Source organism: Glycomyces xiaoerkulensis (assembly GCF_002798405.1).
GTDB lineage: Bacteria > Actinomycetota > Actinomycetes > Mycobacteriales > Micromonosporaceae > Glycomyces > Glycomyces xiaoerkulensis.
Genome location: NZ_PGGV01000029.1, coordinates 72,780 through 95,407, shown reverse-complemented (window position 1 = coordinate 95,407; position 22,628 = coordinate 72,780). Strand labels below are relative to the sequence as shown.

Annotated in this window: 26 protein-coding genes; 16 read left to right on the top strand and 10 right to left on the bottom strand. The window is 70.8% G+C overall.

The window, feature by feature from the left end:
- The first annotated feature begins 15 nt into the window (after positions 1–15).
- Entirely contained in the window at positions 16–630 is a 615-nt protein-coding gene (gene amrA, locus CUT39_RS11060) for an AmmeMemoRadiSam system protein A (protein WP_157930617.1), read from the top strand.
- Here the strand turns inward: amrA and CUT39_RS11055 are convergent.
- Positions 608–1,453 (bottom strand): PhzF family phenazine biosynthesis protein, encoded by an 846-nt coding sequence (locus tag CUT39_RS11055; protein WP_100446493.1) that lies wholly within the window; start codon positions 1,451–1,453, stop codon positions 608–610. The two genes, amrA and CUT39_RS11055, sit on opposite strands and share 23 nt — an antisense overlap.
- Before the next feature lie 54 nt (positions 1,454–1,507).
- On the opposite strand from CUT39_RS11055, the gene CUT39_RS11050 reads away from it, so the two are divergent.
- A complete protein-coding gene (locus tag CUT39_RS11050) occupies positions 1,508–2,647 on the top strand; it encodes an Mrp/NBP35 family ATP-binding protein (protein ID WP_100446491.1) in 1,140 nt (379 codons plus the stop codon).
- Here CUT39_RS11050 and CUT39_RS11045 read toward each other — a convergent pair.
- The 3 genes from CUT39_RS11045 to CUT39_RS11035 all read right to left on the bottom strand — a co-directional run bounded on the left by CUT39_RS11045 (position 2,637) and on the right by CUT39_RS11035 (position 6,690).
- Positions 2,637–3,005 carry a YbjQ family protein gene (locus tag CUT39_RS11045; protein ID WP_100446489.1) on the bottom strand — a complete coding sequence of 123 codons (369 nt, stop codon included), beginning with the start codon at positions 3,003–3,005 and terminating at the stop codon, positions 2,637–2,639. The two genes, CUT39_RS11050 and CUT39_RS11045, sit on opposite strands and share 11 nt — an antisense overlap.
- Positions 3,006–3,148: 143 nt before the next feature.
- The gene (locus CUT39_RS11040) at positions 3,149–5,644 is read right to left on the bottom strand and encodes a glycoside hydrolase family 9 protein (protein ID WP_157930616.1); all 2,496 of its coding nucleotides are present in this window, start codon (positions 5,642–5,644) and stop codon (positions 3,149–3,151) included.
- 116 nt (positions 5,645–5,760) lie between these two features.
- Positions 5,761–6,690 carry a DapH/DapD/GlmU-related protein gene (locus CUT39_RS11035; protein ID WP_100446487.1) on the bottom strand — a complete coding sequence of 310 codons (930 nt, stop codon included), beginning with the start codon at positions 6,688–6,690 and terminating at the stop codon, positions 5,761–5,763.
- 39 nt (positions 6,691–6,729) lie between these two features.
- Between CUT39_RS11035 and dapE the strand changes: the two genes are divergently transcribed.
- From dapE to CUT39_RS11020, 3 genes are all read left to right on the top strand, one after another.
- Entirely contained in the window at positions 6,730–7,800 is a 1,071-nt protein-coding gene (gene dapE, locus CUT39_RS11030) for a succinyl-diaminopimelate desuccinylase (protein WP_100446485.1), read from the top strand.
- The gene (locus tag CUT39_RS11025) at positions 7,797–8,486 is read left to right on the top strand and encodes an LOG family protein (protein WP_232805707.1); all 690 of its coding nucleotides are present in this window, start codon (positions 7,797–7,799) and stop codon (positions 8,484–8,486) included. Before dapE ends, CUT39_RS11025 begins: the two co-directional genes overlap by 4 nt.
- Positions 8,487–8,673: 187 nt before the next feature.
- Positions 8,674–9,276 (top strand): Uma2 family endonuclease, encoded by a 603-nt coding sequence (locus tag CUT39_RS11020; RefSeq protein ID WP_157930615.1) that lies wholly within the window; start codon positions 8,674–8,676, stop codon positions 9,274–9,276.
- 150 nt (positions 9,277–9,426) lie between these two features.
- On the opposite strand, the gene CUT39_RS11015 is transcribed toward CUT39_RS11020, so the two are convergent.
- Entirely contained in the window at positions 9,427–9,756 is a 330-nt protein-coding gene (locus CUT39_RS11015) for an ArsR/SmtB family transcription factor (protein ID WP_100446479.1), read from the bottom strand.
- 77 nt (positions 9,757–9,833) lie between these two features.
- Here CUT39_RS11015 and CUT39_RS11010 point away from each other — a divergent pair, with 77 nt between their 5' ends.
- The gene (locus tag CUT39_RS11010) at positions 9,834–10,910 is read left to right on the top strand and encodes a flavin-containing monooxygenase (protein WP_232805706.1); all 1,077 of its coding nucleotides are present in this window, start codon (positions 9,834–9,836) and stop codon (positions 10,908–10,910) included.
- Between the two features lie 200 nt (positions 10,911–11,110).
- Here the strand turns inward: CUT39_RS11010 and CUT39_RS11005 are convergent, their stop codons facing one another.
- The 3 genes from CUT39_RS11005 to folP all read right to left on the bottom strand — a co-directional run bounded on the left by CUT39_RS11005 (position 11,111) and on the right by folP (position 12,727).
- A complete protein-coding gene (locus CUT39_RS11005; RefSeq protein WP_100446475.1) occupies positions 11,111–11,521 on the bottom strand; it encodes a PIN domain-containing protein in 411 nt (136 codons plus the stop codon).
- Positions 11,511–11,744, bottom strand: coding sequence for a hypothetical protein (locus CUT39_RS11000; RefSeq protein ID WP_157930614.1), 234 nt, complete (start codon positions 11,742–11,744; stop codon positions 11,511–11,513). The genes CUT39_RS11005 and CUT39_RS11000 overlap by 11 nt, the downstream gene beginning before the upstream one ends.
- 119 nt (positions 11,745–11,863) lie before the next feature.
- The gene (gene folP / locus CUT39_RS10995; protein WP_100446471.1) at positions 11,864–12,727 is read right to left on the bottom strand and encodes a dihydropteroate synthase; all 864 of its coding nucleotides are present in this window, start codon (positions 12,725–12,727) and stop codon (positions 11,864–11,866) included.
- Positions 12,728–12,776: 49 nt separating this feature from the next.
- Between folP and CUT39_RS10990 the strand changes: the two genes are divergently transcribed.
- The 9 genes from CUT39_RS10990 to CUT39_RS10950 all read left to right on the top strand — a co-directional run bounded on the left by CUT39_RS10990 (position 12,777) and on the right by CUT39_RS10950 (position 20,852).
- A complete protein-coding gene (locus CUT39_RS10990) occupies positions 12,777–14,036 on the top strand; it encodes a M18 family aminopeptidase (protein WP_100446469.1) in 1,260 nt (419 codons plus the stop codon).
- A 56-nt stretch (positions 14,037–14,092) separates the two neighbouring features.
- Positions 14,093–16,627 (top strand): FtsK/SpoIIIE domain-containing protein, encoded by a 2,535-nt coding sequence (locus CUT39_RS10985; RefSeq protein ID WP_157930613.1) that lies wholly within the window; start codon positions 14,093–14,095, stop codon positions 16,625–16,627.
- A complete protein-coding gene (locus tag CUT39_RS10980) occupies positions 16,624–17,259 on the top strand; it encodes a GtrA domain-containing protein (RefSeq protein ID WP_157930612.1) in 636 nt (211 codons plus the stop codon). The genes CUT39_RS10985 and CUT39_RS10980 overlap by 4 nt, the downstream gene beginning before the upstream one ends.
- 18 nt (positions 17,260–17,277) lie before the next feature.
- On the top strand, positions 17,278–17,577 hold the full coding sequence (locus tag CUT39_RS10975; RefSeq protein WP_100446463.1) for a DivIVA domain-containing protein: 300 nt from the start codon (positions 17,278–17,280) through the stop codon (positions 17,575–17,577).
- Positions 17,578–17,594: 17 nt separating this feature from the next.
- Entirely contained in the window at positions 17,595–18,080 is a 486-nt protein-coding gene (locus CUT39_RS21190) for a hypothetical protein (RefSeq protein WP_100446461.1), read from the top strand.
- Positions 18,081–18,253: 173 nt separating this feature from the next.
- Positions 18,254–18,421, top strand: coding sequence for a DUF3117 domain-containing protein (locus CUT39_RS10965; RefSeq protein WP_100446459.1), 168 nt, complete (start codon positions 18,254–18,256; stop codon positions 18,419–18,421).
- Positions 18,422–18,623: 202 nt separating this feature from the next.
- Complete coding sequence (locus CUT39_RS10960) at positions 18,624–19,895, top strand: S1C family serine protease (protein WP_100446457.1); 1,272 nt, start codon at positions 18,624–18,626, stop codon at positions 19,893–19,895.
- A 71-nt stretch (positions 19,896–19,966) separates the two neighbouring features.
- The gene (locus CUT39_RS10955; protein ID WP_100446455.1) at positions 19,967–20,455 is read left to right on the top strand and encodes a Sec-independent protein translocase family protein; all 489 of its coding nucleotides are present in this window, start codon (positions 19,967–19,969) and stop codon (positions 20,453–20,455) included.
- A gap of 40 nt (positions 20,456–20,495) precedes the next feature.
- Complete coding sequence (locus CUT39_RS10950; protein ID WP_100446453.1) at positions 20,496–20,852, top strand: VOC family protein; 357 nt, start codon at positions 20,496–20,498, stop codon at positions 20,850–20,852.
- Positions 20,853–20,918: 66 nt separating this feature from the next.
- Here the strand turns inward: CUT39_RS10950 and CUT39_RS10945 are convergent, their stop codons facing one another.
- Together CUT39_RS10945 and CUT39_RS10940 are read right to left on the bottom strand one after the other, a co-directional pair.
- Positions 20,919–21,284, bottom strand: a complete 366-nt coding sequence (locus tag CUT39_RS10945) for a DUF4190 domain-containing protein (protein WP_157930611.1) — start codon at positions 21,282–21,284, stop codon at positions 20,919–20,921.
- Positions 21,285–21,538: 254 nt separating this feature from the next.
- On the bottom strand, positions 21,539–22,123 hold the full coding sequence (locus CUT39_RS10940) for a hypothetical protein (RefSeq protein ID WP_157930610.1): 585 nt from the start codon (positions 22,121–22,123) through the stop codon (positions 21,539–21,541).
- A gap of 40 nt (positions 22,124–22,163) precedes the next feature.
- On the opposite strand from CUT39_RS10940, the gene CUT39_RS20285 reads away from it, so the two are divergent.
- Positions 22,164–22,580 (top strand): hypothetical protein, encoded by a 417-nt coding sequence (locus tag CUT39_RS20285; protein WP_157930609.1) that lies wholly within the window; start codon positions 22,164–22,166, stop codon positions 22,578–22,580.
- Positions 22,581–22,628: the final 48 nt, after the last annotated feature.

Genomic DNA, 22,628 nt, shown 5'->3' with positions numbered 1-22,628 from the left:
TGGCACCATCAGTTGATGGAGTCCGATCTCGGCGGGGTGCTGACGGCGCTGGCGCGCGCCGCGGTCGAGTCGAGCTTCACGCCCCGCCCTCCCCTGGCCTCGGAGCTGATCGCGGCCGCCGCCCCCGAGGAACTGCGGCCGCGGCTGGCCGAACCGGCCGCGACCTTCGTCACCCTGGAACGGGATTCCCGGCTGCGCGGTTGCATCGGCGCCCTCGCCGCGTCGCGCCCCTTGGGCGTCGATGTGGTGCGCAACGCCCGCCTGGCCACCCGGGATCCCCGGCTGCCGGCGGTGACGAGCGAGGAGCTGCCGGACCTGACGGTCACCGTCGCCGTCCTGTCTCCCTCGCGGGCGCTCGCGGTCGACTCCTTCGGCGGGCTGATCGACGCGCTCCGGCCCGGCACCGACGGGCTCACCCTCAGCGGCCGGGACCAGCGTCGGCGGGCGACGTTCCTGCCGTCGGTGTGGCATGCGCTGCGCGAACCGGAGCGGTTCGTGGCGGCGCTGCTGCGCAAGGGCGGCTGGCCGCGCGCGCTGTGGGCCGCGGACCTGCGGCGGGCCGTCTGGCCGGACGACCTGGCGGCCGAGCGCTACACGGCCGAGTCGTTCAGCGCTCGCTGGGCAGGGTGAGCAGCTCGCCCCTGGCGACGTGGGCGACCGATCCGGTGACCGAGGCGGCGACGGCCTTGCCGCGCTCGACGACGACCTCGCCGGACAGCTTGGAGGGGCGCCCCATCTCCGCGCCCTGGCCGATCTCGTAGGCGTGGGCGCCCTCGCCCCGGATCAGGCCGTGTTCGACCAGGTAGACGCCGAGTGCCATGGCCGCCGACCCGGTCGCCGGGTCCTCGCCGACGCTGTTGTGGAACAGGCGGCCGTGGACGGCCCGGGTCTCGCGGTCGAAGCTGAACGGGTAGACCAGTTCGAGCTCGCCGAGGTGGCTGGTCGCGGCGGTCACGTCGGCGTCCTCGAGGTGCACGAAGTTGTGCGGCAGCCCGGCCGAGGTCGTCTGCGGGGTGCCGACCACGCGCGAGGGGTCGAGGCCGCAGGCGCGGGCGGCCACCGCGACCGGGACCGGTTCGCCCACGGCGATCGCGGTGGAGGTGAGCTTCGCTGTGGCGCCGTCGAGGCCGATCGTCATCAGCCCGGCTTCGCACTCCTGGACGACGGTGCCGCCATCGGGCCTGACCCGCTCGGAGGCGACCGCGGCGACCGCCGAGCCGATGGTGGGGTGGCCGGCGAACGGCAGCTCCTCCGCCGGGGTGAAGATCCGGGCCCGGTAGTCGGCCTCGCCGGTGGTGGGCGGGAGGACGAACGAGGTCTCGGAGAAACCGAACTCGTTCGCCACCGCCTGCATCTGCCGGGTCGAGAGCTCTGCTCCGTCGTAGACGACGGCGAGCTGGTTGCCGGCGAAGGCGCGGTCGGTGAAGACGTCGACGATCTCGAACGGCAGCATGGTCGGCAGCCTAGCCCGCATGGCGATGCGCGTCCAGGTGGCTACGATTGGGATATGTCTGATACCGACGCTGTGGTCGAGGCCGTCCGCGAGGCGCTCTCGCACGTCAACGACCCCGAGATCCACCGACCGATCACCGAGCTGGGGATGGTCGACGCCATCGAGGTCGACGGCGGCCGCGTGACGGTCAAAATCCTGCTCACCATCGCTGCCTGTCCGCTGCGCGAGACGCTCCAGGGGGACGTGAGCGAGGCCGCCCGGAGTGTCGAGGGCGTCGAATCGGTGGAGGTCGACTTCGGCGTCATGACCGAGGAGCAGCGCCGCGACCTGCAGACGCAGTTGCGCGGGCCGGGGCAGGCCTCGGAACCGGTCATCCCGTTCAACCTGCCCGAGTCCCGCACGCGGGTGTTCGCCGTCGCCTCCGGCAAGGGCGGGGTCGGCAAGTCGTCGATCACGGTCAACCTGGCCGCCTCGCTGGCTCGCAAGGGCCTGTCGGTGGGCGTGGCCGACGCCGACATCTACGGGCACTCGGTGCCGCGGATGCTCGGGGTCGAGGGCTCGCCGACGCAGGTCCAGGACATGATCATGCCGCCGCAGGCGTTCGGGATGAAGGTCATCTCGATCGGGATGTTCACCCCCGGCAACGCCGCGGTGGTCTGGCGCGGCCCGATGCTGCACCGCGCGCTGCAGCAGTTCCTCGCCGACGTCTACTGGGGCGATCTGGACGTGCTGCTGCTCGACCTGCCGCCGGGGACCGGGGACATCGCGATCTCGGTGGCGCAGCTCCTGCCGTCGGCCGAGCTGGTGGTGGTGACCACCCCGCAGCAGGCCGCCGCGGAGGTGGCCGAGCGGGCGGGGGCGATCGTCACCCAGACCCACCAGAAGCTGGCCGGCGTGGTCGAGAACATGTCCTGGATGGAGCTCCCCGACGGCTCGCACGTGGAGCCGTTCGGCTCCGGCGGCGGCAAGATCGTCGCCGAGGCGCTCACCCGCGACGTCGGCGCCGAGGTGCCGCTGCTGGGCCAGGTGCCGCTCGACCTGCGGCTGCGCGAGGGCAGCGACGCCGGGATGCCGCTGGTGCTGTCCGAACCGGACGCGCCGGCCTCCAGGGCCATCACCGAGGTCGCCGAGCAGTTGGCGGTCCGGAAGGTGTCGCTGGCCGGCAAGCAGTTGGGGCTGACGCCTACTTCTTGACGACGGTCACCGCGGTGCCGTAGGCGCAGACCTCGGTGCCGATGCCCCGCGCGTCGGAGACGTCGAACCGCATCATCACCACCGCGTTCGCGCCGACCTCCTGGGCCTGCTCGGCCATGCGGGCCACGGCCTGCTCGCGAGCGGCGACGAGCGCCTTGGTGAGGCCCTTGAGCTCGCCCCCGGCGATGGACTTGAGACCGGATCCGATGTCGGAGCCGATGTTGCGGGCGCGCACGGTGATGCCGAAGGCCTCGCCGTGCACTTCGGTGATCTCGTGGCCGGGCACGTTCTCGGTGGTGACGACCGTGAAGCCGTCCGACGGGGTGTTGGTCGCGCCGAATTCTCCGATATTAACCATGCGGGCCACGGTATCCGAGCCACCCGCGGGTCGCATCGTTCGCCGGGAGGAGTCCGGCTCGTTCGCGAGAAGGGCGAGGCGGCCGGTCCGCTGCCCCGGCCCCGTTGCGGGGCCGGGGCAGCGGATCGGTCATCCGGATCGGACTATCGGGTGATGCTGCAGCCCAGGCCCACCAGACCCGGGACCTCGGCGGTGCCGGAGCCGACGAAGCCGAACTCGGCCGTCTGACCGGGCTCGAGCCGGCCGTTCCAGCTCAGGTTGCTCGCGGTCACCGTCGTCCCGGACTGGCTCCATTCGGCGTTCCACAGGTAGGTGACCTCGGTGTCGCCGCTCCAGTCCCAGCGGAGGCTCCACTGGTCGATGGTGCGGTCGCCGACGTTCGAGACGGTGACGTTGGCCTGGAACCCCGAGCCCCAGTCGTTGACGATCTCCAGGTCGCCCGAGCACGGGCCCTCGTCCGGCGGGAAGGTGGTCGTGACCGTCACCGTCGAGCTGAAGGCGTGCTCGTTCTCCTCCGGAACGGCGCTGACGGAGTAGGTGTACTCGGTGTCGAAGTCCAGGCCGGTCTCGCTGAAGGAGGTGGAGCCCGACGGCAGGACGTCTATCGCCGTTCCGTCGCGGGAGATCTCGATCTGGCGGTCCCACGGCGGGGTGTCCCAGGTGAGTTCGACCCAGTCGAAGCCGACCTCCGCCGAGAGGTCGTCGACCGGCGCCAGGTCGCCGACCGGTTCGGTATCGGTCGGAGTCGGCTCCGTCGGCGTCGGCTCGGTCGGCGTCGGGCTCGGGGTCGGCTCGGTGCCGTCGTCGCCGGCCCGATCGGACAGGAAGGCCGCGATCCACGCCAGGGGCGCGTTCCAGTTGATGGTGACCTCGTTGGTCGACCACGAGTCGATGTCGTCGATGTAGCACTTCGGGCCGGCGCAGCCGGACAGGTGCTCCTGGGCCGTCTCGTCCTGCAGGGACGAGTTCGGGCCGCCCGCCAGGGTGCCGGGCGGCGGGTTCGGGAACGAGGAGTCGGCCTGGTTGGCCCAGAACCGGTGGTGCTGGTTGTGGGCGTCCTTCTCCCCGTAGCCGGTCACATAGGACTGGCCGAGGGCGTTGCGGCCCAGGAGGTAGTCCATCGCCTCGGCCACGGCGTCCAGGTAGGCCGGGTCGCCGGTGAGGTCGTGCGCGTAGGCGATGACGGTGGCGTTGTTGAGGACCTGGCTGTTGGAGCCCCAGGCGTAGTCCCAGTCCTCGGGCGCGTACGGGACGGGGTAGCCCTGGCCGCCCGCGGCGGCGACGTAGCCGTCGGCGCCGTCGACGACCGAGTCCTGCACGGCCTGCCGTTCGGACTCGGACAGGCCGCTGGGGGCCAGCGCGAGCGTCAGGTCGGCCAGCGGCGAGGTCGAGGGCCAGGCGAAGCCGTGGTCGGTGAAGCCCTCGCCGAACCACCATTCCGAGGCGGTCAGGTCCGAGCGGTACCGGGATTCGCCGGTGGTGGTGAACAGTTCGGCCGCGGCCCAGTAGAACTCGTCACTGGCGTCGTCGTCGGAGTAGGCGCCGCCGCCGGTGCCGTCGTTGGGGTCGGGGTAGCGGTCCGGGTTGGCCTGCGCCGCGTCGTAGGCGGTGCGGGCGACTTCGAGGGTCTCGGCGGCGAAGGCCGGGTCGTGGTCCTCCCACAGCCGGGAGGCCTGGGCCGCGGCGGCGGCGAGGTTGAGGGTGGCGGTGACGCTGGGCGGACTGAGGCGCCGCACCTCGGGGTCCTCGTGGGGCGGCATGGGGTGGCCGGTCCAGGCCATGTCGTGGACCTTGTGGTGGGCCATGCCTGCGAGCTGCTCGCCTTCGGGGACCTGCATGCTCATCATGAATTCGAGGTGCCAGCGGGCCTCGTCGAGCAGGTCGGGGACGCCGTTGGACGATTCGGGGACGGCCAGGGTGCCGTCGGCGAAGACGTCGGGGTCGGCGTCGGGGGTGTGCAGGGTGCGCTCGTAGGCGTTCTGGAGCTGCCAGGTGGAGATGCCGCCGTTGACGACGTACTTGCCGTGGTCGCCGGCGTCGTACCAGCCTCCGGCGACGTCGAGGGTGTAGTCGCAGCCGTCGTCGAGGCAGCCGACGCCGTCGTCGCCCTGGTTGGGGGCGACGTTGACGTGGCCGGCGGGCCGGGCGTATTCGGCGCCGACGTACTGCTCCTCGATCTCGATGCCGCTGCGCTGGTGGTAGAAGAACGCGAGGGCGTCGTCGCGCAGGTCGCCCCAGGGGTCGCCGGTGATCTCGAACGGGTGGCTCTGGCGGCCGTCGATCTGGATCCGGTAGTCGGCGCCGGGGATGTCGTAGTCGGAGAAGTCGATGTTGTGGACGCTGTCGCCGGAGGCCTGGTCGAGGCCGTGGACGCTGGTGGTGCCGGAGGCGACGGCGTTGCCGGAGGCGTCGAGCAGTTCCCAGCTCCGGCCGCTGGAGTCGTCGCTGACGTAGGTGGCGCCCTTGGCGCCGTCGGCGGTGTAGGCGTACTGGTTGACGCGGATCTCGGGTCCGGGGTTGTTGTGGTCGGCGTGCGCCGGGACGAGTGCGACGGCGCCGGCGGCTACTGCGGCCGCGGCGCCGAGGGCCACCAGGGCCCCGCGGGTCCGTCTGCGGCGGAGGGTTGCGGCGTTTCGCATGGCTCTGCCTCTCGGGTGGGGGTGAGACTTGTGTTGGAACGCTCCCACACCCAAGATAGACGAACTTCTATATAAAGGCAAGGCCCGCCCGATGCCGATCGGACGGGCCCGCACCGCTACTGGCCGCTGTGCAGGGCCTGGTTGAGCTCGCCCCAAGAGCCCTCCCGCAGCCGGGCCTCCAGGACGCCGGTCTGGGAGTTGTTCCAGAACTGGAGGTTGTCCTTGCCCGACAGGACCGCGGCCTTGACGACGTTCCCGTCCGGCAGGGTCACCTTGGAGCCGGCGGTGACGTAGCAGCCGGCGGCCACCACGCAGTTGTCGCCCAAGGAAATCCCGATTCCGGCGTTGGCGCCCAGCAGGCAGCGCCCACCGATGGAGATGACCTCCTTGCCACCCCCTGAAAGCGTTCCCATGATCGAGGCCCCGCCGCCGATGTCGGAGCCGTCGCCGACCACCACGCCGGCCGAGATGCGGCCCTCGACCATCGAGTTGCCGAGCGTCCCGGCGTTGAAGTTGACGAAGCCCTCGTGCATCACCGTGGTGCCGTCGGCCAGGTGTGCACCCAGGCGCACGCGGGAGGCGTCGGCGATCCGGACCCCCGCCGGACTCACGTAGTCGGCCATCGGCGGGAACTTGTCGATCGACTTGACCTGCAGGGCCCGCCCGGACTCGCGCAGGCGCAGCCGCGCGGGGCCGACCTCGGCGGCCTGGACCGGGCCGAAGTTCGTCCAGGTGTTGTTCGGGAGCAGCCCGAAGATGCCCGACAGGTTGATCGTGTGCGGGGTCACGTACCGGTGCGACAGCAGGTGCAGGCGCAGGTAGACGTCGGCGGTGTCGGCCGGCTCCTCGGCCAGCGAACCGATCCGTACCGCCACGCCACGGGAGGAGGTGCCGGTCGGATTCTCGGCGTCGATCTTCGGCTCGGCCAGATCGGCCGGGGCCTCGCCCAGGCCGAGATCGGTGAACCACACGTCCAGGACGGTCCCGTCGGCGGCGATCGTCGCCACCCCGGCGCCCCATGCTGGGTCAGTCAGGAATTCGCTCACCCTCAGAGCCTATCGGCGGCCGGAGTATCGTCTGCGACTGTGACGGTACTGAGTGAGGCAGTCCTCGCCGACCCCGTGCGGCTGACCAGGGCGCTGTGCGACATCGAATCGGTCTCGGGCGACGAGGCCGCGATCTGCGACGCGGTCGAGGAGGTGCTGCGGAAGCGGCCGGGCCTGCGCATCGACCTCGAGGGCAACACCCTGGTCGCCCGCACCGACCTCGGCCTGCGGCGGCGGGTCATGCTCGCGGGCCACCTGGACACGGTCCCGGTGAACGGCAACTTCCCCACCCGTCTGGAGGACGACGTGCTGTGGGGGCTGGGCACCTCCGACATGAAGTCGGGCACCGCGCTGGCGCTGTGGATCGCCGCGACCCTGGAGCGGCCCCGGTTCGACCTGAGCTTCGCGTTCTACGAGTGCGAGGAGATCGACGCCGCCAGCAACGGCCTCAACAAGCTGTCGGCCTCGCACCCCGACTGGCTCGAATCGGACTTCGCCGTCCTGCTGGAGCCGACGCACGGCCTGGTCGAGGCCGGATGCCAGGGGACGATGCGGGCGAAGGTCACCGCGCACGGCAAGCGGGCGCACTCCGCGCGGTCGTGGAAGGGCGACAACGCCGTCCACAAGATCGCCCCGGTGCTGGAGCGGCTGGGCGCCTATCGGGCGCGCGAGGTCGAGGTCGACGGCTGCGCCTACCGGGAGGGCCTGAACGCGGTGCGCATAGGCGGGGGCGTGGCGGGGAACGTCATCCCCGACGAGTGCTGGGTCGAGGTCAACTACCGGTTCGCGCCCGACCGCGACGAGCGGTCGGCCGAGGCCCACGTCCGGGAGGTGTTCGACGGCTACGAGGTCGAGCTCACCGACTCGGCCCCGTCCTGCCGGCCGGGCCTGGACCGGCCGGAGGCGGCCGAGTTCGTCGCCGCCGCCGGCGGCGAGGTGCGGGCCAAGCTCGGCTGGACCGACGTCGCGCGGTTCGCCGTGCTCGGCATCCCGGCGGTCAACTACGGCCCCGGCGACCCGAACCTCGCCCACAAGCAGGACGAGCGCGTCGAACTGCCGCTCATCGAGCGATGCGCCGAAGCGCTGAGAGAGTATGTGGAGGAGTCATGACCGAGCAGCGCCGCGTCACCGAGGACGAGCACCTGCTCGACCTCCGCCACCGCGAGGAGTGGAAGCAGAAGGCGGCCTGGCGGGTGATGAAGATCCAGGCCGAGTTCGTCGAGGGCTTCGAAACGCTGGAGGCGGCCGACCTCGGCGCGGCCATCGGCGTCTACGGCTCGGCCCGCACCGAGGTCGACTCCGAGGAGTACAAGCTGAGCGCCGAACTGGGCGGCAAGCTCGGCGAGGCCGGCTACTCGGTCATCACCGGCGGCGGGCCCGGAGCCATGGAGGCGGCCAACCGGGGCGCGGCCGACGCGGGGGTGACCTCGGTCGGGCTCGGCGTCGAGCTGCCGTTCGAGCAGGGCCTGAACCCGTACGTGGACCTGGAGCTGAACTTCCACTACTACTTCGTGCGCAAGGTCATGTTCCTCAAGTACTCCACCGGGTTCTGCGCCCTCCCGGGCGGCTTCGGGACCATGGACGAACTGTTCGAGTCGCTGACCCTGGTGCAGTCCCAGAAGGTCGGCAGTTTCCCGATAGCCCTGATCGGCACCGCCTACTGGGGCGGCCTGATCGACTGGCTGCGGGGCACCATGGTCGCCGACGGGAAGGTGCACCCCGACGACGTCGACCAGCTCCTGGTCACCGACGACCTCGACGAGGCGGTGGCCCACATGGACACCGGCAGGCTCTGAGGGGGCTCCTCAATCGCCGATGTCCTCGGCCTGAACCGGTCGACGGTTCAGCGAAGATTCGCCACTATTCAGTCCCCCGATCGTTGTACCGCCGGGGATGGTGACGCGCACCCTTGCATTGCCGCATACTGGTAGCGCCGATCCGTCCTGGTCATGTACGAACCGAGAGATCAGGAAGGGGGCCGACATGGGAGGTCTGACGATGGTGGCGACCGAATCTCCAAAGCCCGACTTGAAGTCTGACCGAGATCGCCTTTGGGAGACCTGGGAGAGCCTCGAACCGCCGCCTGGCTCTCGCGCGGAGATCCTGCAAGGAGCCATCATCGTGTCGCCGACACCAACGTCAGGGCACAACCTGGTGTTCTCGATCCTGATCGAGCAGTTGGTACCGAATACACAACCTCGGCGATGGGCGGTCACCAACACCGAATCCATCAAACTACCCGCTACGGACGAGGCAGTCATCCCTGATCTGATCGTTGTCCCGAAGGACACCCTCCGGAGCGACGACGAATGGCTGATCAGCAGCGAACATGTCCGGCTCGTCGCCGAGATCACCTCACCATCGACACGGCACCGCGACCTGGTTTGGAAGCGGGACAGCTACGCCGGGTCCGACATTCCGATCTATCTGATTGTGGACCGGTACGACGGTGACGGCACGGTCACCATGTACCACGAACCCGACGGTCACGGCCGTTACCTGGAGCGGAAGACGGTCCGCTACGGGCAGCCGCTGGAGCTGCCATCGCCGTTCGAGTTCAACCTCGACACCAAGGAGTTCACCTAGTAGCGGGCATGCCCCGGCTCGGAGGGGCAGCACGCCGGGGGTATTCGGCGGCCGCGGCGGGGTTCTGCGTCAGCCGACCACCCCCTCCAGGGCCGATTCGCCGCCGACCACGACGATGAGACGGTCGCGGAATTCGAAGATGAACGACGTTCAGCCGCAGCCCCGGCCGTAGTCGTCCGGCGGGCAGCAGGAGAGCAGGTAGTCGCGCAAGCCATCGAGTCCGTTGAGGATGCCGTCCGGGTTGGCCCGGTAGTGGACGGTCTTCCACTCGCGCCGGGAGACCAGGATCCCCGCCTCGCGCAGCGTCGCGAGATGCGCCGAGGCCGCCGAGGGCGCCAGTGAGAGCCGTTCGGCGACTTCGCCGACGGTGAGCTCGGCGTCGCCGTTGAACAGGAACATGACCTCTTGCCGGGTGGTGCTGGCCAATGCCTTGAGGAAGTCCTGCACGTCGCTGTCGAGCGGCCCGGTCTCGGTCGTCATGAGTCAAGTATGCCCGGTGACCGAGGCCACCGCCTCTTCAATTCGTCAATTCGCGATATGACGATATGATGGCTCGCATGAGCGAACAGAGCAACCCCATCGTGATCATCGGCGCCGGCCAGTCCGGCCTGGTCGCCGCCCGCGCCGCCCGCGACGCCGGACTCGACCCCCTCGTCCTCGAGGCCGGTCCCCGCGCGGCGGGCTCCTGGCCGCATTACTACGACAGCCTGCGCGTGTTCTCTCCGGCCCGCTTCAGCGCCATCCCCGGATACCGCCCCATTCCGGCCGACCCCGACGACTACCCCGCCCGCGACGAGATCGCCGACTACCTCGAAGGCTTCGCGGCCGACCTCGACGTCGACATCCGCACCGGCGCCCGCGTCGAAGCCGTCACCACCGCCGACGGCGGCTACCTGGTACGCACCGCCGCAGGCGAGACGTTCGGGGCCGCAGGCGTAGTCGCCGCCACCGGTTCGTTCGGCAATCCCCATCTGCCCCGGTTCCCCGGCCAGGAGGACTTCGGCGGCGAGGTGCTGCACGTGGCCGACTACCGCCGCCCGGATGCGTACGCGGGCAAGCGCGTGGTCGTCGTCGGCGGTGGGAACTCGGCCGTCCAGGTCGGCTGCGAACTGGCGCAGACCGCCACCGTCACGCTCGCCGCCCGGGGCCCGATCAACCTGGTCGAGCAGCGCCCCGGCGGCCGCGACATCCATCACACGCTCACCGCCGGGTACGACCACCTGCCGGTCGAATGGTTCGCCCCGTTCGTGTCCGGCGGACTGGCGTTGGACACCGGCGGCTACCGCAAGGCGTTCGAGTCCGGGCTGCTCGACCGGCGGCCGATGTTCACCGCCTTCGACTCCGACGGCCTGGTCTGGGACGACGGCACCCGCGAGCAGGTCGACGCGGTGCTGCTGGCCACCGGATACCGCCCGGACCTGGGCTACCTGTCCGGCCTCGGCGCCCTCGACGAGACGGGCATGCCCCGGCACACCGGCGGCGTCTCCACCACGCACCCCGGCCTGGCCTACGTCGGCCTGGAATTCCAGCGGTCCTTCGCCTCGAACACCCTGCGCGGGGCCGCCCGCGATGCCGAACACGTCATGGGCCCCTTGGCCGCGTTCGCCGCCGGGCTGCACACCAGCTTGCTGTGAACACGATGGAGCAGACCACCCTCGCCGGATTCGATGCGCACCGCGTTCGCCGCGGCGCGCACTGATCACCCTGTGCGCCACCCGAGCCGCTTGCTAGGGCGTAATGGTTTAACCCACCGCCCTCACCGTGATGCGCCGGCCAAGGCCCTCACGGACGTCAGAGGTGGTCCTGCCGAAGTTGTGGGATTCGCTGAGCGCCGTCAATCGAAAGGATTCTCGATCAACAGGCCATCGTAGGCCGCGCCATCGGCCAGATCCTCCGTGAGCAATCGTGAGCAGCCAGCTTGGCGGGCTGCCTCGACGACCAGTGAGTCCCAGTGCGACAATTGCCAGCGCTGGCCGACACGCAGGGCTCGCTGGACCAACTGCTCGTCGATCGCCACGCACTGGATTCGCGCAAGCCTTCGAACCATGTGCGCCGCGGTTTCCGGATCGACAGCGGGTTTGAGCTTACGAGTAACGGTCACATAGAACTCGGTGAGCACTTGCGCGGAGATGACGACGTTCGCGGCCTGCGCGAGCAGCTCTCGCGCGACTTTCTTCTTGTCGGGTTCGGCGCTATCGACCGCGTAGACCAGAACATTGGTGTCGAGGAAGGTCCTACCGGCCATAGAGGTCCTCTCGGGTCCATCCGCGTCCGTCGTCACCGCTGGAGGCGCTCACTTCGTCCGAAATCTCCAGGAACTCCGCCAGGGCGCGATTCGCCTCGCTCTCTCCCGCGAAGCCCTCCAGGTATTCCCGGACCACGGCGTTGACCGTGGTGTCGAGCTCCAACGCACGGATGCGCGCGCGACGCAGCAGGTCATCGTTGATACTCAGGGTCACATTCGCCACGACTGCCTCCATGTGTAGCACATAATCAGTGTAGCACAGCATTCACAAACAGGTGTGGCATGAGCGGTGTCCGACCTCCATGCCGCACCGGCGGCCTCACCGCGGCGTTCAACGCCCGGTCACAGGCTGCGGTGGGGGTTCTTCGGCGGCCGCCGGCCCTTGATCGAGGCGACCATGTCCAGGACCTCCCGGGTGGCGGTCACGTCGTGGGCGCGGAAGACCCGCGCACCCTGCCAGGCCGAGACGGCCGTGGCCGCCAGCGTCCCGTTCAGGCGGCGGTCGACCGGCAGGTCGAGCGTCTCCCCCACGAAGTCCTTGCGGGACAGGGCCACCAGCACCGGCCAGCCGGTCCCGGCCAGCTCGCCCAGGCGGCGGGTCAGGTCCAGGGAGTGGTAGGTGGTCTTGCCGAAGTCGTGGGTGGGGTCGATGACGATGCCGTCGGCCCGCACCCCGGCCTCCACCGCGGCCTCGGCCCGGCCCGCCAGTTCGGCGGCCACCTCCGCCACCACGTCCTCGTAGGCGGGGCGGGAGGCCACTGTCCGCGGCTCCAGCCCGCCGGTGTGGGAGCAGACCAGCCCCGCACCGGTGTCGGCGGCGACCTTCACCACGTCGGCGTCCCACCCGGCCCAGGTGTCGTTGATGAGCTCGGCACCCACCGAGACCGCCTCGCGCGCGACCTCGGCCCGCCAGGTGTCGACCGAGACCACCAGGCCCGGATGGGCCGCATGCACGGCCTCGATGAACGGCACCACCCGCTCGACCTCCTCGGCGGCGGTCACCTCGGGGCCTTCGCCGGCCTTGACCCCGCCGACGTCCACGATGTCGGCGCCGGCCGCGACCGCGCCGCCCACGGCCGCCATCGCCGCGTCGAACTCGAAGGTCGAGCCGGCGTCGTAGAAGGAGTCGGGGGTGCGGTTGACGATCGCCATCACCGCGTACTCGTCCTCACCGAACACCCTTCGCCCCAGTTTCAACGCGCGCATTCATCTATGCTGTCAGCCGCGCCCGGTATCCGCCAGTGAAGGAGCTCCGATGCCCCGGTTCGACCGATCCCACACCGACGACCTCGCCGAATACATCGGCCGCTCGCCCACGCCGTACCACGCGTGCGCCGTCGCCGCCGACCGGCTCGAGGCGGCCGGATTCCGGCTGTTGCGTGAGGTCGACGCCTGGCCGTCCGAGGCGGGCGGGTACTACACGGTCCGGGACGGCTCGATCATCGCCTGGCGGCTGGGCGGCCGGGTCGCCGACGGATTCCGGATATTCGGGGCGCACACCGACTCGCCGACGCTGAAGGTCAAGCCGCGGCCGGACACCGGCGCCGCGGGCTGGAAGCAGGTCGCCGTCGAGGTCTACGGCGGCGTGCCGGTCCAGACCTGGCTCGACCGCGACCTCGGCGTCGCCGGCCGCCTGGCCATGCGCGACGGCTCGGAGGTCCTGGTGCACGTCGACCGCCCGCTGCTGCGCGTCCCGCGCCTGGCGATCCACCTCGACCCGGGCACCAACGAGGGACGCGCGATCAACCCGCAGTCCCAGCTCACCCCGGTCTGGGGGCTCGGCGAGCCCCGCGAGGGCGAGTTCCTCGAGTTCGTCGCCGCCGAGGCCGGTGTCGAAGCCGGCGACGTGCTCGGCTTCGACCTGTTCACCGCCGCCTGCGACCGGCCGTCCTATCTGGGCAAAGACGGCGAGCTGTTCGCGGCCTGGCGGCTCGACAACCTCCTGAGCACCCACGCCGGTCTCGCCGCGATCATCGCCGCCGAGGACGCCCCGGGCGTGCCGGTCTTCGCCTCGTTCAATTACGAGGAGACCGGGTCGATGACCTACTCGGGGGCACAAGGCCCGTTCCTGGAGACCGTCCTGCGCCGCATCGCCGGCGACGACTACCCGGCGTTCGCCCGCGCCGCGGCCGCCTCGGAGATGATGTCGGCCGACACCGGCCACGCCGTCCACCCCGGATTCGCCGAGAAGCACGAGCCGGGCCACCTCCCGCTGCCCGGCGGCGGCCCCATGCTCAAAGCCAGCGCCAACCAGCGCTACGCCACCGGCGCCGAGGAGCAGGCGATGTTCGTCCGCTCCGCCGAGCGGGCCGGCGTCCCGTGGCAGTTCTACGTCAACCGCAACGACGTCGTCGGCGGCACCACCATCGGTCCGCTCTCGGCGACGCAGCTCGGCGTGCTCACCGTGGACGTCGGCGCGCCGATCCTGTCGATGCACTCGTCCAGGGAGCTGTGCGGCGCCGACGATCCGCACCACCTGGCCGATCTGGCGCTCGGTCTCTACACGCACGCCTGATCCCTTGTCGATAGAGTGGGGTCGTCGGCGACACCCCGTTCGCGCAGGAGGCAGCGTTGAGTTGGCGGACCGAATTGGAGCGTGCGGCGGCCGCGCTGCGCGGCGCGGCCGGGGCGGCCGACCGGGCCGACCGGCTGCTGGCGGAGGAGGAGTCGCGGCTGGTCGCCACCGACGCCACTCGTCGGCGCCGCGATCTGGCCGGGCGTCTCCGCGCGGCCGCCGGTGCCGCCGCCACCGGTTGGCTCGGCGAGGAGCTCCACGCTCTCGCGAACGGTACGCCGGTGCGGGCGGACGAGCCGCGGGGCGGGTCGGCCCGGGTCGGCACCGCCGAGCTCGAGGGCGAGCCGGTCTTCCCGGCCCTGGTCGATCTGTTCGGCGGCGGTCATCTGGTGGCCGACGCCGATGCGGCCGACGCGCGCGTCGGCGGGCTGCTCCAGAGTCTGCTGGTGCGTCTGGTCGCCGCCTATCCGGATCTGGAGCTGTCGCTCATCGACGGCGTCACCCTGGGGCAGGTGTTCGCCCCGGCCACGCCGCTGGTCGACGCGGGTCTGGCCGAGCCGGTCGCGACCGACCACTTGGGGCTGGGACGCGCTTTGACCGCCGCGGAGAAGCGGCTGTCGGAGCTGCGCGACATCGCCGCGCGCGGCGAGTCGATCGCGAACCGCCCGTACCATCTGATCGTCATCGCCGGGTTCCCGCCGCAGGTGGGCAAGGCCGTCCGCGAGCGCATCGCCGCGCTCGCCCACGCCGGTCCGGCCGCCCGCTGCCACTTGGTCGTCTGCGGGTGGCGCCGGTCGGCGGGGACCGAGTCGCTCCCGGCGCTCGAGCACGCCACCTACTTGACCTGCGGTGACGACGGCGCCCGCGTGGGCGGGTTGCCGCTGCCGGTCAGGCTCGACCAGGCGCCCTCGCCGAGTATGACCCGCGGGGTCTTCGACGCCCGCGCCGATCAGCGCCGCGAGGCGTCCACGCTGAGCGTCGCCGACCTGGTGCCCGAGCGGTTCTGGAGCGAGTCCGGCCGGGAGGGGCTGACCACGGTGATCGGCCGCGATCCCGGGGGCGAGGTGACGGTGTCGTTCGACGACGCCACCCCGCACTGGCTGATCGGCGGGCGCACCGGCGGCGGCAAGACCGTGTTCATCCTCGACGTGCTGTACGGGCTGGCCACCCGCTACTCGCCGGAGGAACTGGAGCTGTATCTGCTCGACTTCAAGGAGGGGGTCTCGTTCACCGAGTTCACCCCGAGCGCGGTCGACGAGTCGTGGATTCCGCATGTGCGGGCAGTCGGCGTGGAGTCGGACCGGGAGTACGGCGTCGCGGTGCTCGGGGCGCTGCGGCGGGAGTTGTCCCGGCGGGCGGGTCTGATGAAGCGGGCGGGGGCGACCGGCCTGGCCCGGCTGCGGGAGCTGCGCCCGGAGGCGCGGCTGCCGCGCATCGTCGCGGTAATCGATGAGTTCCACGTCCTCTTCGCCGGCAACGATCGGCTCGCCCGGGAGGCGGTCGCCCACCTCGAGGAGCTGGCCCGCAAGGGCCGCTCGTACGGCGTCCACCTGGTGTTGGCCAGCCAGACGATCTCGGGAATCGAGGCGCTGTACACCAAGAAGGACTCGATCTTCGGGCAGTTCCCGCTGCGGGTGGCGCTGCCGGGTTCCAAGCACCTGCTGGCCGAGGACAACGATGCGGCCGAGGCGATCTCGGTGGGGCAGGCGGTGGTCAACGACGCGGGGGGCGTCCGCGGGCGCGACCGCACCTGCTCCTTCCCCGACGCTTCGGCGGCCGAGCCGCTCCTGGCCGGGCTCCGGCGGCAACTGTGGGAGCGGCGCGAGTCGGATGCCGAGCCGGTGGTGTTCCGCGGTTTCGACGAGCAGCACCTGGCCGACGATCCCTCGTATGCGGCGCTGCGGCCGGACCCGGCGCCGCGGGCGCTCCTGGGCCGGGCGGTCGACGTGGGGGTGTCCACGGTGGGCTACCGGTTCGACCGCAGTCCCGGCCGCCACCTGGCGGTGCTGGGCACCTCGCCGGTCGCGGCCGATGTGGTGGCCGCGGCCGCCGCGTCGCTGGGGCGGCAGTACGAGCCGGGCGGGGCCGAGTTCCAGATCGCGTCCACCGCCGTCGGTGCCGAGGACGTCGCCGACGGCGCGGCCGCGACGCTCGAGGCCGGCGGCCATCGGGTGCGGCGGCTGGAGCCGGGCGAGGTCCTCGACGCCGAGAGCGAGGGGCCGACGTACCTGCTGTGGTTCGGCGCCGACGGGGCCGACGGCAAGGCGGCCGCGCTGCGCCGGAGGCTCGTGCACGGTCCGGCCGAGGATTTCCATCTCATCGGCTGGTGGCGCGGGGCGCGGCGCTTCCTCGACGACATCGGCGGCTCGGCCGGGCGCGAGCACTGTTCGGGTCTGGTGGCGCTGAACGTGGCCGCCACCGATCTGGGCGCGGTCACCGGCGACCCCAACAACAACTGGGAGGGCCGCGCCAACCGCTGCCTGGTCATCGACCGGCACGCGGGCACCGAGACCCTCGCGGTGCCCTACGTCAGGCCCGGGCGGCTCGACGAGGCCGGTCCGATCGACGCGCCGGGAGGGGAGCTCCGGTGAGCGGGATGAGCGAGTACCGGGACCTGGTCCACGAGCTGGCCCGGCTCGAGTCCGACACGTCGGCCGGCGCCGAGCGCGCGCAGCGGCGGCTGGCGCGAGGCCGGGAGTCGGTCGAGAAGCTGCGCGGCGATCTGGACGAGGAGGTGGCCTCGCTGGCCGAGGGCTGCGCGGCGCTGCGGCGGCCGGTCCCGGACCTGGCCCCCGAGCCGGTCGCGGGCGAGGAGCTCGACGAGGTCGTGCGCGGGGCCCGGGTGCGGCTGCGGGAGGCGTCCGACGCCCGCCTGGCGGCGATGCGGGCGGCCCAGCGGCCCACGTTCCTCCCCCGCGTCCACCACATCCTGCGGGAACTGCTCATCTACGGCGCCGTGATGGCCGCGTGCCTGCTGGGGCAGGTGCTGTGGCTCGGCGCCACCGGCGGCGGCGACTCGACCTGGTGGGTCATGTTCCTGCCGCCGGTCCTGGCGGCCCTGATCGGGTACGTCCTGGTGGGGGCGGCCAACAAGCCGCGCATGCCGATGCACGACCGGGCGGGCAGGCCGATCAAACCGGTCGTGCCCCACAACCCGCGTCTCGGTGTGACATTGGCGGTCGTCACAATGGCGATGTTCGCCTATTTCGCGTTCTTCGCTTAGCGCTCTGGAGGAACCCCCGTGAACTTGGTGCTGCCGGTCGTCGTCGCGGCCATAGGAGTGTGGATCGCCTTCTCGATCGTCGTGTGGGCCACCGGCGACGACTCGCTGCGTGACGACGCGCCCGACGACGAGCCCGCCGGGCTGCCCGAAGACGAGCCGATCTCCGAGGCCGAGGTGGGGGCGCTGCGCTTCGACACCGGGCCGCGCGGCTACCGCACCAAGCAGGTCGACGCGACGATGCGGCGCCTGGCGTGGGAGATCGGCAGACGTGACGAGCGCATTGCCGAACTGGAGGCAGAGCGCCAACCCGCCGACTGACGTGGTGGGATGTGGGCATGCGTTACTGGCTGCTGGTGCTGAACGAGGACGAGTACACAGAGCAACAGGCCTACGAGGCCGACTCGGTGGAGCCGCCCCCGCTCCCGGCCGGGTCCGCCGACGGTGACGAAGTGGCCCTGGCCGGCCCCGACGGCATCTTCGCGTTCGGCGCGGTCGACGGCGGCAAGGTGGCCTACCGCCGCCGCCTCGAGCGGCCCTGCCGCGTCGACGACGCCGACGACGGTTGGAAGCGGCTGGAGCCGGAGGCGTGGGAGGCGCTGGTGCGCGCGCTGCCGGCGCCGGAGCGCCGCAGCGACTGGCTGGTGAGCCTGTCGATCCCGGTCGAGGCCGCCGACCGGGCCGAGGCGGTCCGCCGGTTCTGGTCCTACACGCGGTCGCTGGGCCCGACCGAGCTGCCGACGTTCGTGGCCCCCTACGGGCGCGAGATCGAGGGGACCGCGTTCCTGCTCGGGACCGAACACGAACAGGACCCTGAGGAATAAGCCTGTACCCAGGGATGATTCTCCTCACCCGAAATGCCCTTTTTTGCGGTTTTTCTCCGCAACTCGGTCACATAAACGGAGGGGCGAGTTGGCTCTCCCCCACGTTATCGGGGAAACTTGATCCAGCAACGTCGAGTCGCAACCAGCGACCTTGGATCGAGGGGAGACGAAATATGGCGGCCATGAAGCCGCGGACCGGTGATGGCCCGCTGGAAGTCACTCAGGAGGGCCGCGGCGTCATCATGCGGGTGCCGCTCGAAGGCGGCGGCCGCTTGGTCGTTGAGATGACGCCCGAGGAGGCCGAGACGCTCCACAAGGAGCTCAAAGGGGCCCTCGAGTAGCCGCTCCAGCGCACCGACACCCCACCGGCGGGCACCCCCTCCGCCGATCAGACAACGAAGGCTCGCCTCGGACGCCGGTCTGGGGCGAGTCCTCGTTATCGGGACCGTAACACGCCGGATCCGAACCCTTCTCCCCTCCGGGCGGACCGTCCCTCCATCGGAACGGTGTGCCATTCTTGCGCCCGTGGGCGACAATCGAAGGATGAGCTACGGCACCGACCGACCCCATGCCGCGCCGGGGGCCCAGCCGCCCCAGCCGCCCCACCACCCCCAGGGGGGCCGGCCGGGCTCGGCCTGGTGGAACCCCGGTGCCCCCGACGATCCCTGGCGCGACCCCTCCAGCCACGCGGTCGTCCACGCCCGCCCCATGCACCCGGGCCCCGCTCCCGAGCCGCTGCCGCCGCGCCCGCGGCCCGCCGGACGCCCGGGGCTCGGGATCGTCGTGGCCGTCTCCGCGATCGTCGCCCTCATCGCCGGCACCCTCGGCTCCGCCATCGGCATCTGGGCCACCCGCACCGACTCCTTCGGCGGCACCATCACCGGAGCCGACCCCCAGACCCAGCGCGACCCCGACTCCGTGGCCGGGGTCGTGGACGGCATCATGCCGTCGGTGGTGACCGTCCTGACCGACGGCGGCGGCAACGGCTCGGGCTTCATCGTCAGCGAGGACGGCTACGTCATGACCAACCACCACGTGGTCACCGGCGGCGGCTCCGAGGTGGCCGAGCAGCTCCAGGTGCTGTTCAGCAACGGTGAACTCGAGACCGCCGAGGTCGTCGGCTCCGACCCCGACTCCGACGTGGCGGTGCTCGACCTGCCCGGCGAGGGCTACCCGTCGATGGTCCTGGCCGACTCCGACCAGGTCGCCGTCGGCGACCCGGTCCTGGCCGTCGGCGCCCCGCTCGGGCTGTCCTCGACGGTCACCGAGGGCATCGTCTCGGCGGTCGACCGGCCCGTGCTCACCCAGAACGCCGCCGGCGAGATCGAGTCGGTGATGGCCGCCATCCAGACCGACGCGGCGATCAACCCCGGCAACTCCGGCGGTCCGCTCACCGACATCGGCGGGCAGGTCATCGGCATCAACACCGCGATCGCCTCGACCGCCGCCGACAGCGCCGAGGCCGGGAACATCGGCATCGGTTTCGCCATCCCGGTCAACCAGGCCAAACGCATCGCCGACGAGCTGGTCGAGACCGGAACCGCCTCCCGGACCGTGATCGGGGCCGAGCTGGGCGACCCGGCGCTGGGCGTGGGTGTCGAGCTGCAGCGGATCATCCCCGGCTCCCCCGCCGAGGAGGCCGGACTCGAAGACGGCGACGTCCTCACCAGCTTCAACGGTACGACCGTGACCGAGAACACCGAACTGGTCGCGCTGGTACGCAAACTGGCTCCGGGCACGACCGTGACCGTGGTCTACGAGCGCGACGGCGTCGAGGCCAGCGCCCAGGTCACGCTGGCGGCTTCGACCGACTGACCGCCGCCTTGCCATCCGATCAGGCAAGCGAATACCCTTGGCGGAGATTCTTCAGCTCCTGAGAGGTCGACGTGTTCGGAAATATCGGTACGACGGGCTTCCTGATCCTGCTCCTGCTCGCCCTGTTCCTGTGGGGGCCCGAGAAGATTCCGCATGCGCTGGCCAGTATCCGGAGGTTCATCGTCAAGGCGCGCAACATGGCCTCGAACGCCGCCTCCGATCTGAGCCGCGAGACCGGCATCGACGTCAAGCCCGAGGACCTCAACCCCAGGACGTTCGTGCGCAAGCACGTCTTGAGCGAAGAGGACCAGGAGATGCTGACCAACCCGCTGAAGTCGACGATGCAGGACCTCGAGGAGACCGCCAAGCCGGTCAAGGACGAGCTCAACGAGACCACCCGCGGGGTCAACCGGGGGGTCGAGGACGCCCGTCGCGGTGTCAACGGGCAGAGTCCCCACCAGTCGGCCTCGAAGGCCGTCGGCGGCAGCGCCGAGGACGATCGCGACCGGCGCGAGCCGAGCACCGACCGCGCCGGCGGCGGGTTCGAGGACGTGACCTGATCGCCGGACCGGTGTCGGGCCGCTCTGCCACACTGCGGGCATGATTGGTGCATGGCACGGGCTGGTGATCGACTGCCCGGATCCCAAGGAACTGTCGGCGTTCTACCGCGGACTGCTCGGTTTCATCGAAGTGCAGGACGACGGCGACTGGGTGGTCATCGGCGACGCGCCGGACCGTCCGGGGCTGGCCTTCCAACGGGCGGAGGTGTTCAGCGCCCCCACCTGGCCGGACCCGGCCGTCCCGCAGCAGATGCACCTCGACCTCCGGGTCGAGGACCTCGACGAGGCCGAACGGCGGGTGCTGGAGCTCGGCGCCCGCCGGCTCGAAGGAGGCGGGGCGAGCTTCCGGGTCTTCGCCGACCCGGTGGGCCACCCGTTCTGCCTGGTGACGATGTAGCGGACGCGGCTAAGCGGCGCGGGCTTCGCCCGCGCCGCTTGCGTTCGTTTCGGGTCGGCCCGGGTCTCAGAACCCGGTGGAGTAGAACGTGGCCATGCCGATCGCACGCAGGATGAGTCCCAGTGCGAACAGGCCGCAGACGATGATCCCGAGCACCAGGCCGGCGATGGCCATGCCCCTGCCTCCGGCCTGGCCCGCGTTGACCTTCTTGAGCGCCACGCCGCCGAGGGCGGCGGCGATGATGCCCAGCGCCAGGTTCACGAAGGGGATGCAGACCAGCGCGGCACCGCAGATGCCGAGCACCATCGAGGCGATCGCCTGCCCTTTGGGCGGCTCCTGCGGGGGCATGCCGCCGTACTGCGGCGGCATGCCCGGTTGCTGCCCGTAGGGCTGCTGGGGTTGCGCCGGTTGGCCGTACCCGGGCTGCTGCATGGGCGGCGGCTGAGGGCTGTAGCCCCCGGGCTGCGGGCTCGGGGGCTGGGAATCGGGCTGGCCGCCGTATGGGTCGTACTGGTAACCACCCTGACCCGACTGGTCCGGAGGCGGGGGATAGGACATCGCTTCTACACTCTCTGTTCGGGTGGAATCGACACAGGCGCTCACCATATACAACCGGTGCCACAATGCGATGGCTAGGTGGTCTCAGTCGGCGACTCCCCGACCAGCGACGTCGTCGGCTGCGACGGTCATTGGAGGGTCCAGACGCATTCGCCGCTGAATTCGACGCCGGTGTCGCTCTCGTCGATGGTGATGCGGCCTTGGGCGCCGCCGTCGATGTTCTCGTTGGCGATGATGTCCTCGAACTCAGCGCTGAACCCCGACAACCGCGCCACATAGCAACCGTCGAACGCTCCGTCCTCTTCGGCTTGGGTGACGTAGGTGCCCGGCTCGACTTCGGTGCCGACCTCCCAGACGCCGCGGCCGACCTCGGCGCCGGGGTCGGCGAGGTTGTCCTCGCCGGCGAGCTGCCAGGTGCAGTCTCCGGTGAACTCGACGCCGGTGTCGCTCTCGTCGATGGTGATGCGCCCGCGGCCGCCGCCGTCGATGTTGGCATTGGCGATGATGTCCTCGAACTCACCGCTGAACCCCGACAACCGCGCCACATAGCAACCGTCGAACGCTCCGTCCCCGGGCGGGGTCGTGACATAGGTTCCGGCCTCGATATCGGCGCCGACCTCCCAGATGCCGGCGCCGACGCCCTGGGAGTCTTGGGGTTCGTCCTCGGCCGGATCGGTTTCGGCCTCCTCTTCTTCCGCCTCGTCGGCGGGCACGGGCTCCTCTACGGCTTCGGGCTCATCCGAAGCCTCGGAAATGTCCGATATCGAGCTGAAAGTGCCCCAGACCGCGATGGTCAGGATCAGGCCGATGACGAATCCGATGATTCCGAGCGACATTCCGGCGATCGCGGAGCCTCGGTTCGTCGCCTTTCCGCTGCCGGCCTTGGATAGCCCGATTCCGCCGAATACGATCGCCAGAATGCAGGCGATCCATCCGAAGCAGGCGACCACCGGGATCCAACCGATGGCGAGTCCGATGATGCCCAAGACCAGGGCCGTCGTGCCCATGCCGTTCTCCGGCCGCGCGGCGGGCACCCCGCCGGGCACGGGTGCGGGCGGCGCGGGCGGGAATTGCGGGCCGACCGGTCCGGTCGCATTCGGATTCGCGTTCTCGGGCGATCGGCCGGTTTCGGATTCATCGGGAGTGTCGGCGGAGTCGTTCGCAGGGTGATCATTCATTTCGGAAGCTTTCGTCGTTCCGGCGATTCGGGCCGATCAA

Excerpts from the sequence above, each read along its gene's own strand:
- amrA (WP_157930617.1), top strand. The coding sequence starts at position 16 with ATGGAGTCCGATCTCGGCGGGGTGCTGACGGCGCTGGCGCGCGCCGCG.
- CUT39_RS11015 (WP_100446479.1), bottom strand. The coding sequence starts at position 9,756 with ATGACGACCGAGACCGGGCCGCTCGACAGCGACGTGCAGGACTTCCTC.
- CUT39_RS21190 (WP_100446461.1), top strand. The coding sequence starts at position 17,595 with ATGCGTTACTGGCTGCTGGTGCTGAACGAGGACGAGTACACAGAGCAA.
- CUT39_RS11050 (WP_100446491.1), top strand. The coding sequence starts at position 1,508 with ATGTCTGATACCGACGCTGTGGTCGAGGCCGTCCGCGAGGCGCTCTCG.
- CUT39_RS10945 (WP_157930611.1), bottom strand. The coding sequence starts at position 21,284 with ATGCAGCAGCCCGGGTACGGCCAACCGGCGCAACCCCAGCAGCCCTAC.
- CUT39_RS11005 (WP_100446475.1), bottom strand. The coding sequence starts at position 11,521 with ATGGCCGGTAGGACCTTCCTCGACACCAATGTTCTGGTCTACGCGGTC.
- CUT39_RS11020 (WP_157930615.1), top strand. The coding sequence starts at position 8,674 with ATGGGAGGTCTGACGATGGTGGCGACCGAATCTCCAAAGCCCGACTTG.
- CUT39_RS11025 (WP_232805707.1), top strand. The coding sequence starts at position 7,797 with ATGACCGAGCAGCGCCGCGTCACCGAGGACGAGCACCTGCTCGACCTC.
- CUT39_RS11045 (WP_100446489.1), bottom strand. The coding sequence starts at position 3,005 with ATGGTTAATATCGGAGAATTCGGCGCGACCAACACCCCGTCGGACGGC.
- CUT39_RS11040 (WP_157930616.1), bottom strand. The coding sequence starts at position 5,644 with ATGCGAAACGCCGCAACCCTCCGCCGCAGACGGACCCGCGGGGCCCTG.
- CUT39_RS10965 (WP_100446459.1), top strand. The coding sequence starts at position 18,254 with ATGGCGGCCATGAAGCCGCGGACCGGTGATGGCCCGCTGGAAGTCACT.
- CUT39_RS10950 (WP_100446453.1), top strand. The coding sequence starts at position 20,496 with ATGATTGGTGCATGGCACGGGCTGGTGATCGACTGCCCGGATCCCAAG.
- CUT39_RS10990 (WP_100446469.1), top strand. The coding sequence starts at position 12,777 with ATGCCCCGGTTCGACCGATCCCACACCGACGACCTCGCCGAATACATC.
- CUT39_RS11010 (WP_232805706.1), top strand. The coding sequence starts at position 9,834 with ATGAGCGAACAGAGCAACCCCATCGTGATCATCGGCGCCGGCCAGTCC.
- CUT39_RS10960 (WP_100446457.1), top strand. The coding sequence starts at position 18,624 with ATGAGCTACGGCACCGACCGACCCCATGCCGCGCCGGGGGCCCAGCCG.
- CUT39_RS20285 (WP_157930609.1), top strand. The coding sequence starts at position 22,164 with ATGTCCGATATCGAGCTGAAAGTGCCCCAGACCGCGATGGTCAGGATC.
- folP (WP_100446471.1), bottom strand. The coding sequence starts at position 12,727 with ATGCGCGCGTTGAAACTGGGGCGAAGGGTGTTCGGTGAGGACGAGTAC.
- CUT39_RS11055 (WP_100446493.1), bottom strand. The coding sequence starts at position 1,453 with ATGCTGCCGTTCGAGATCGTCGACGTCTTCACCGACCGCGCCTTCGCC.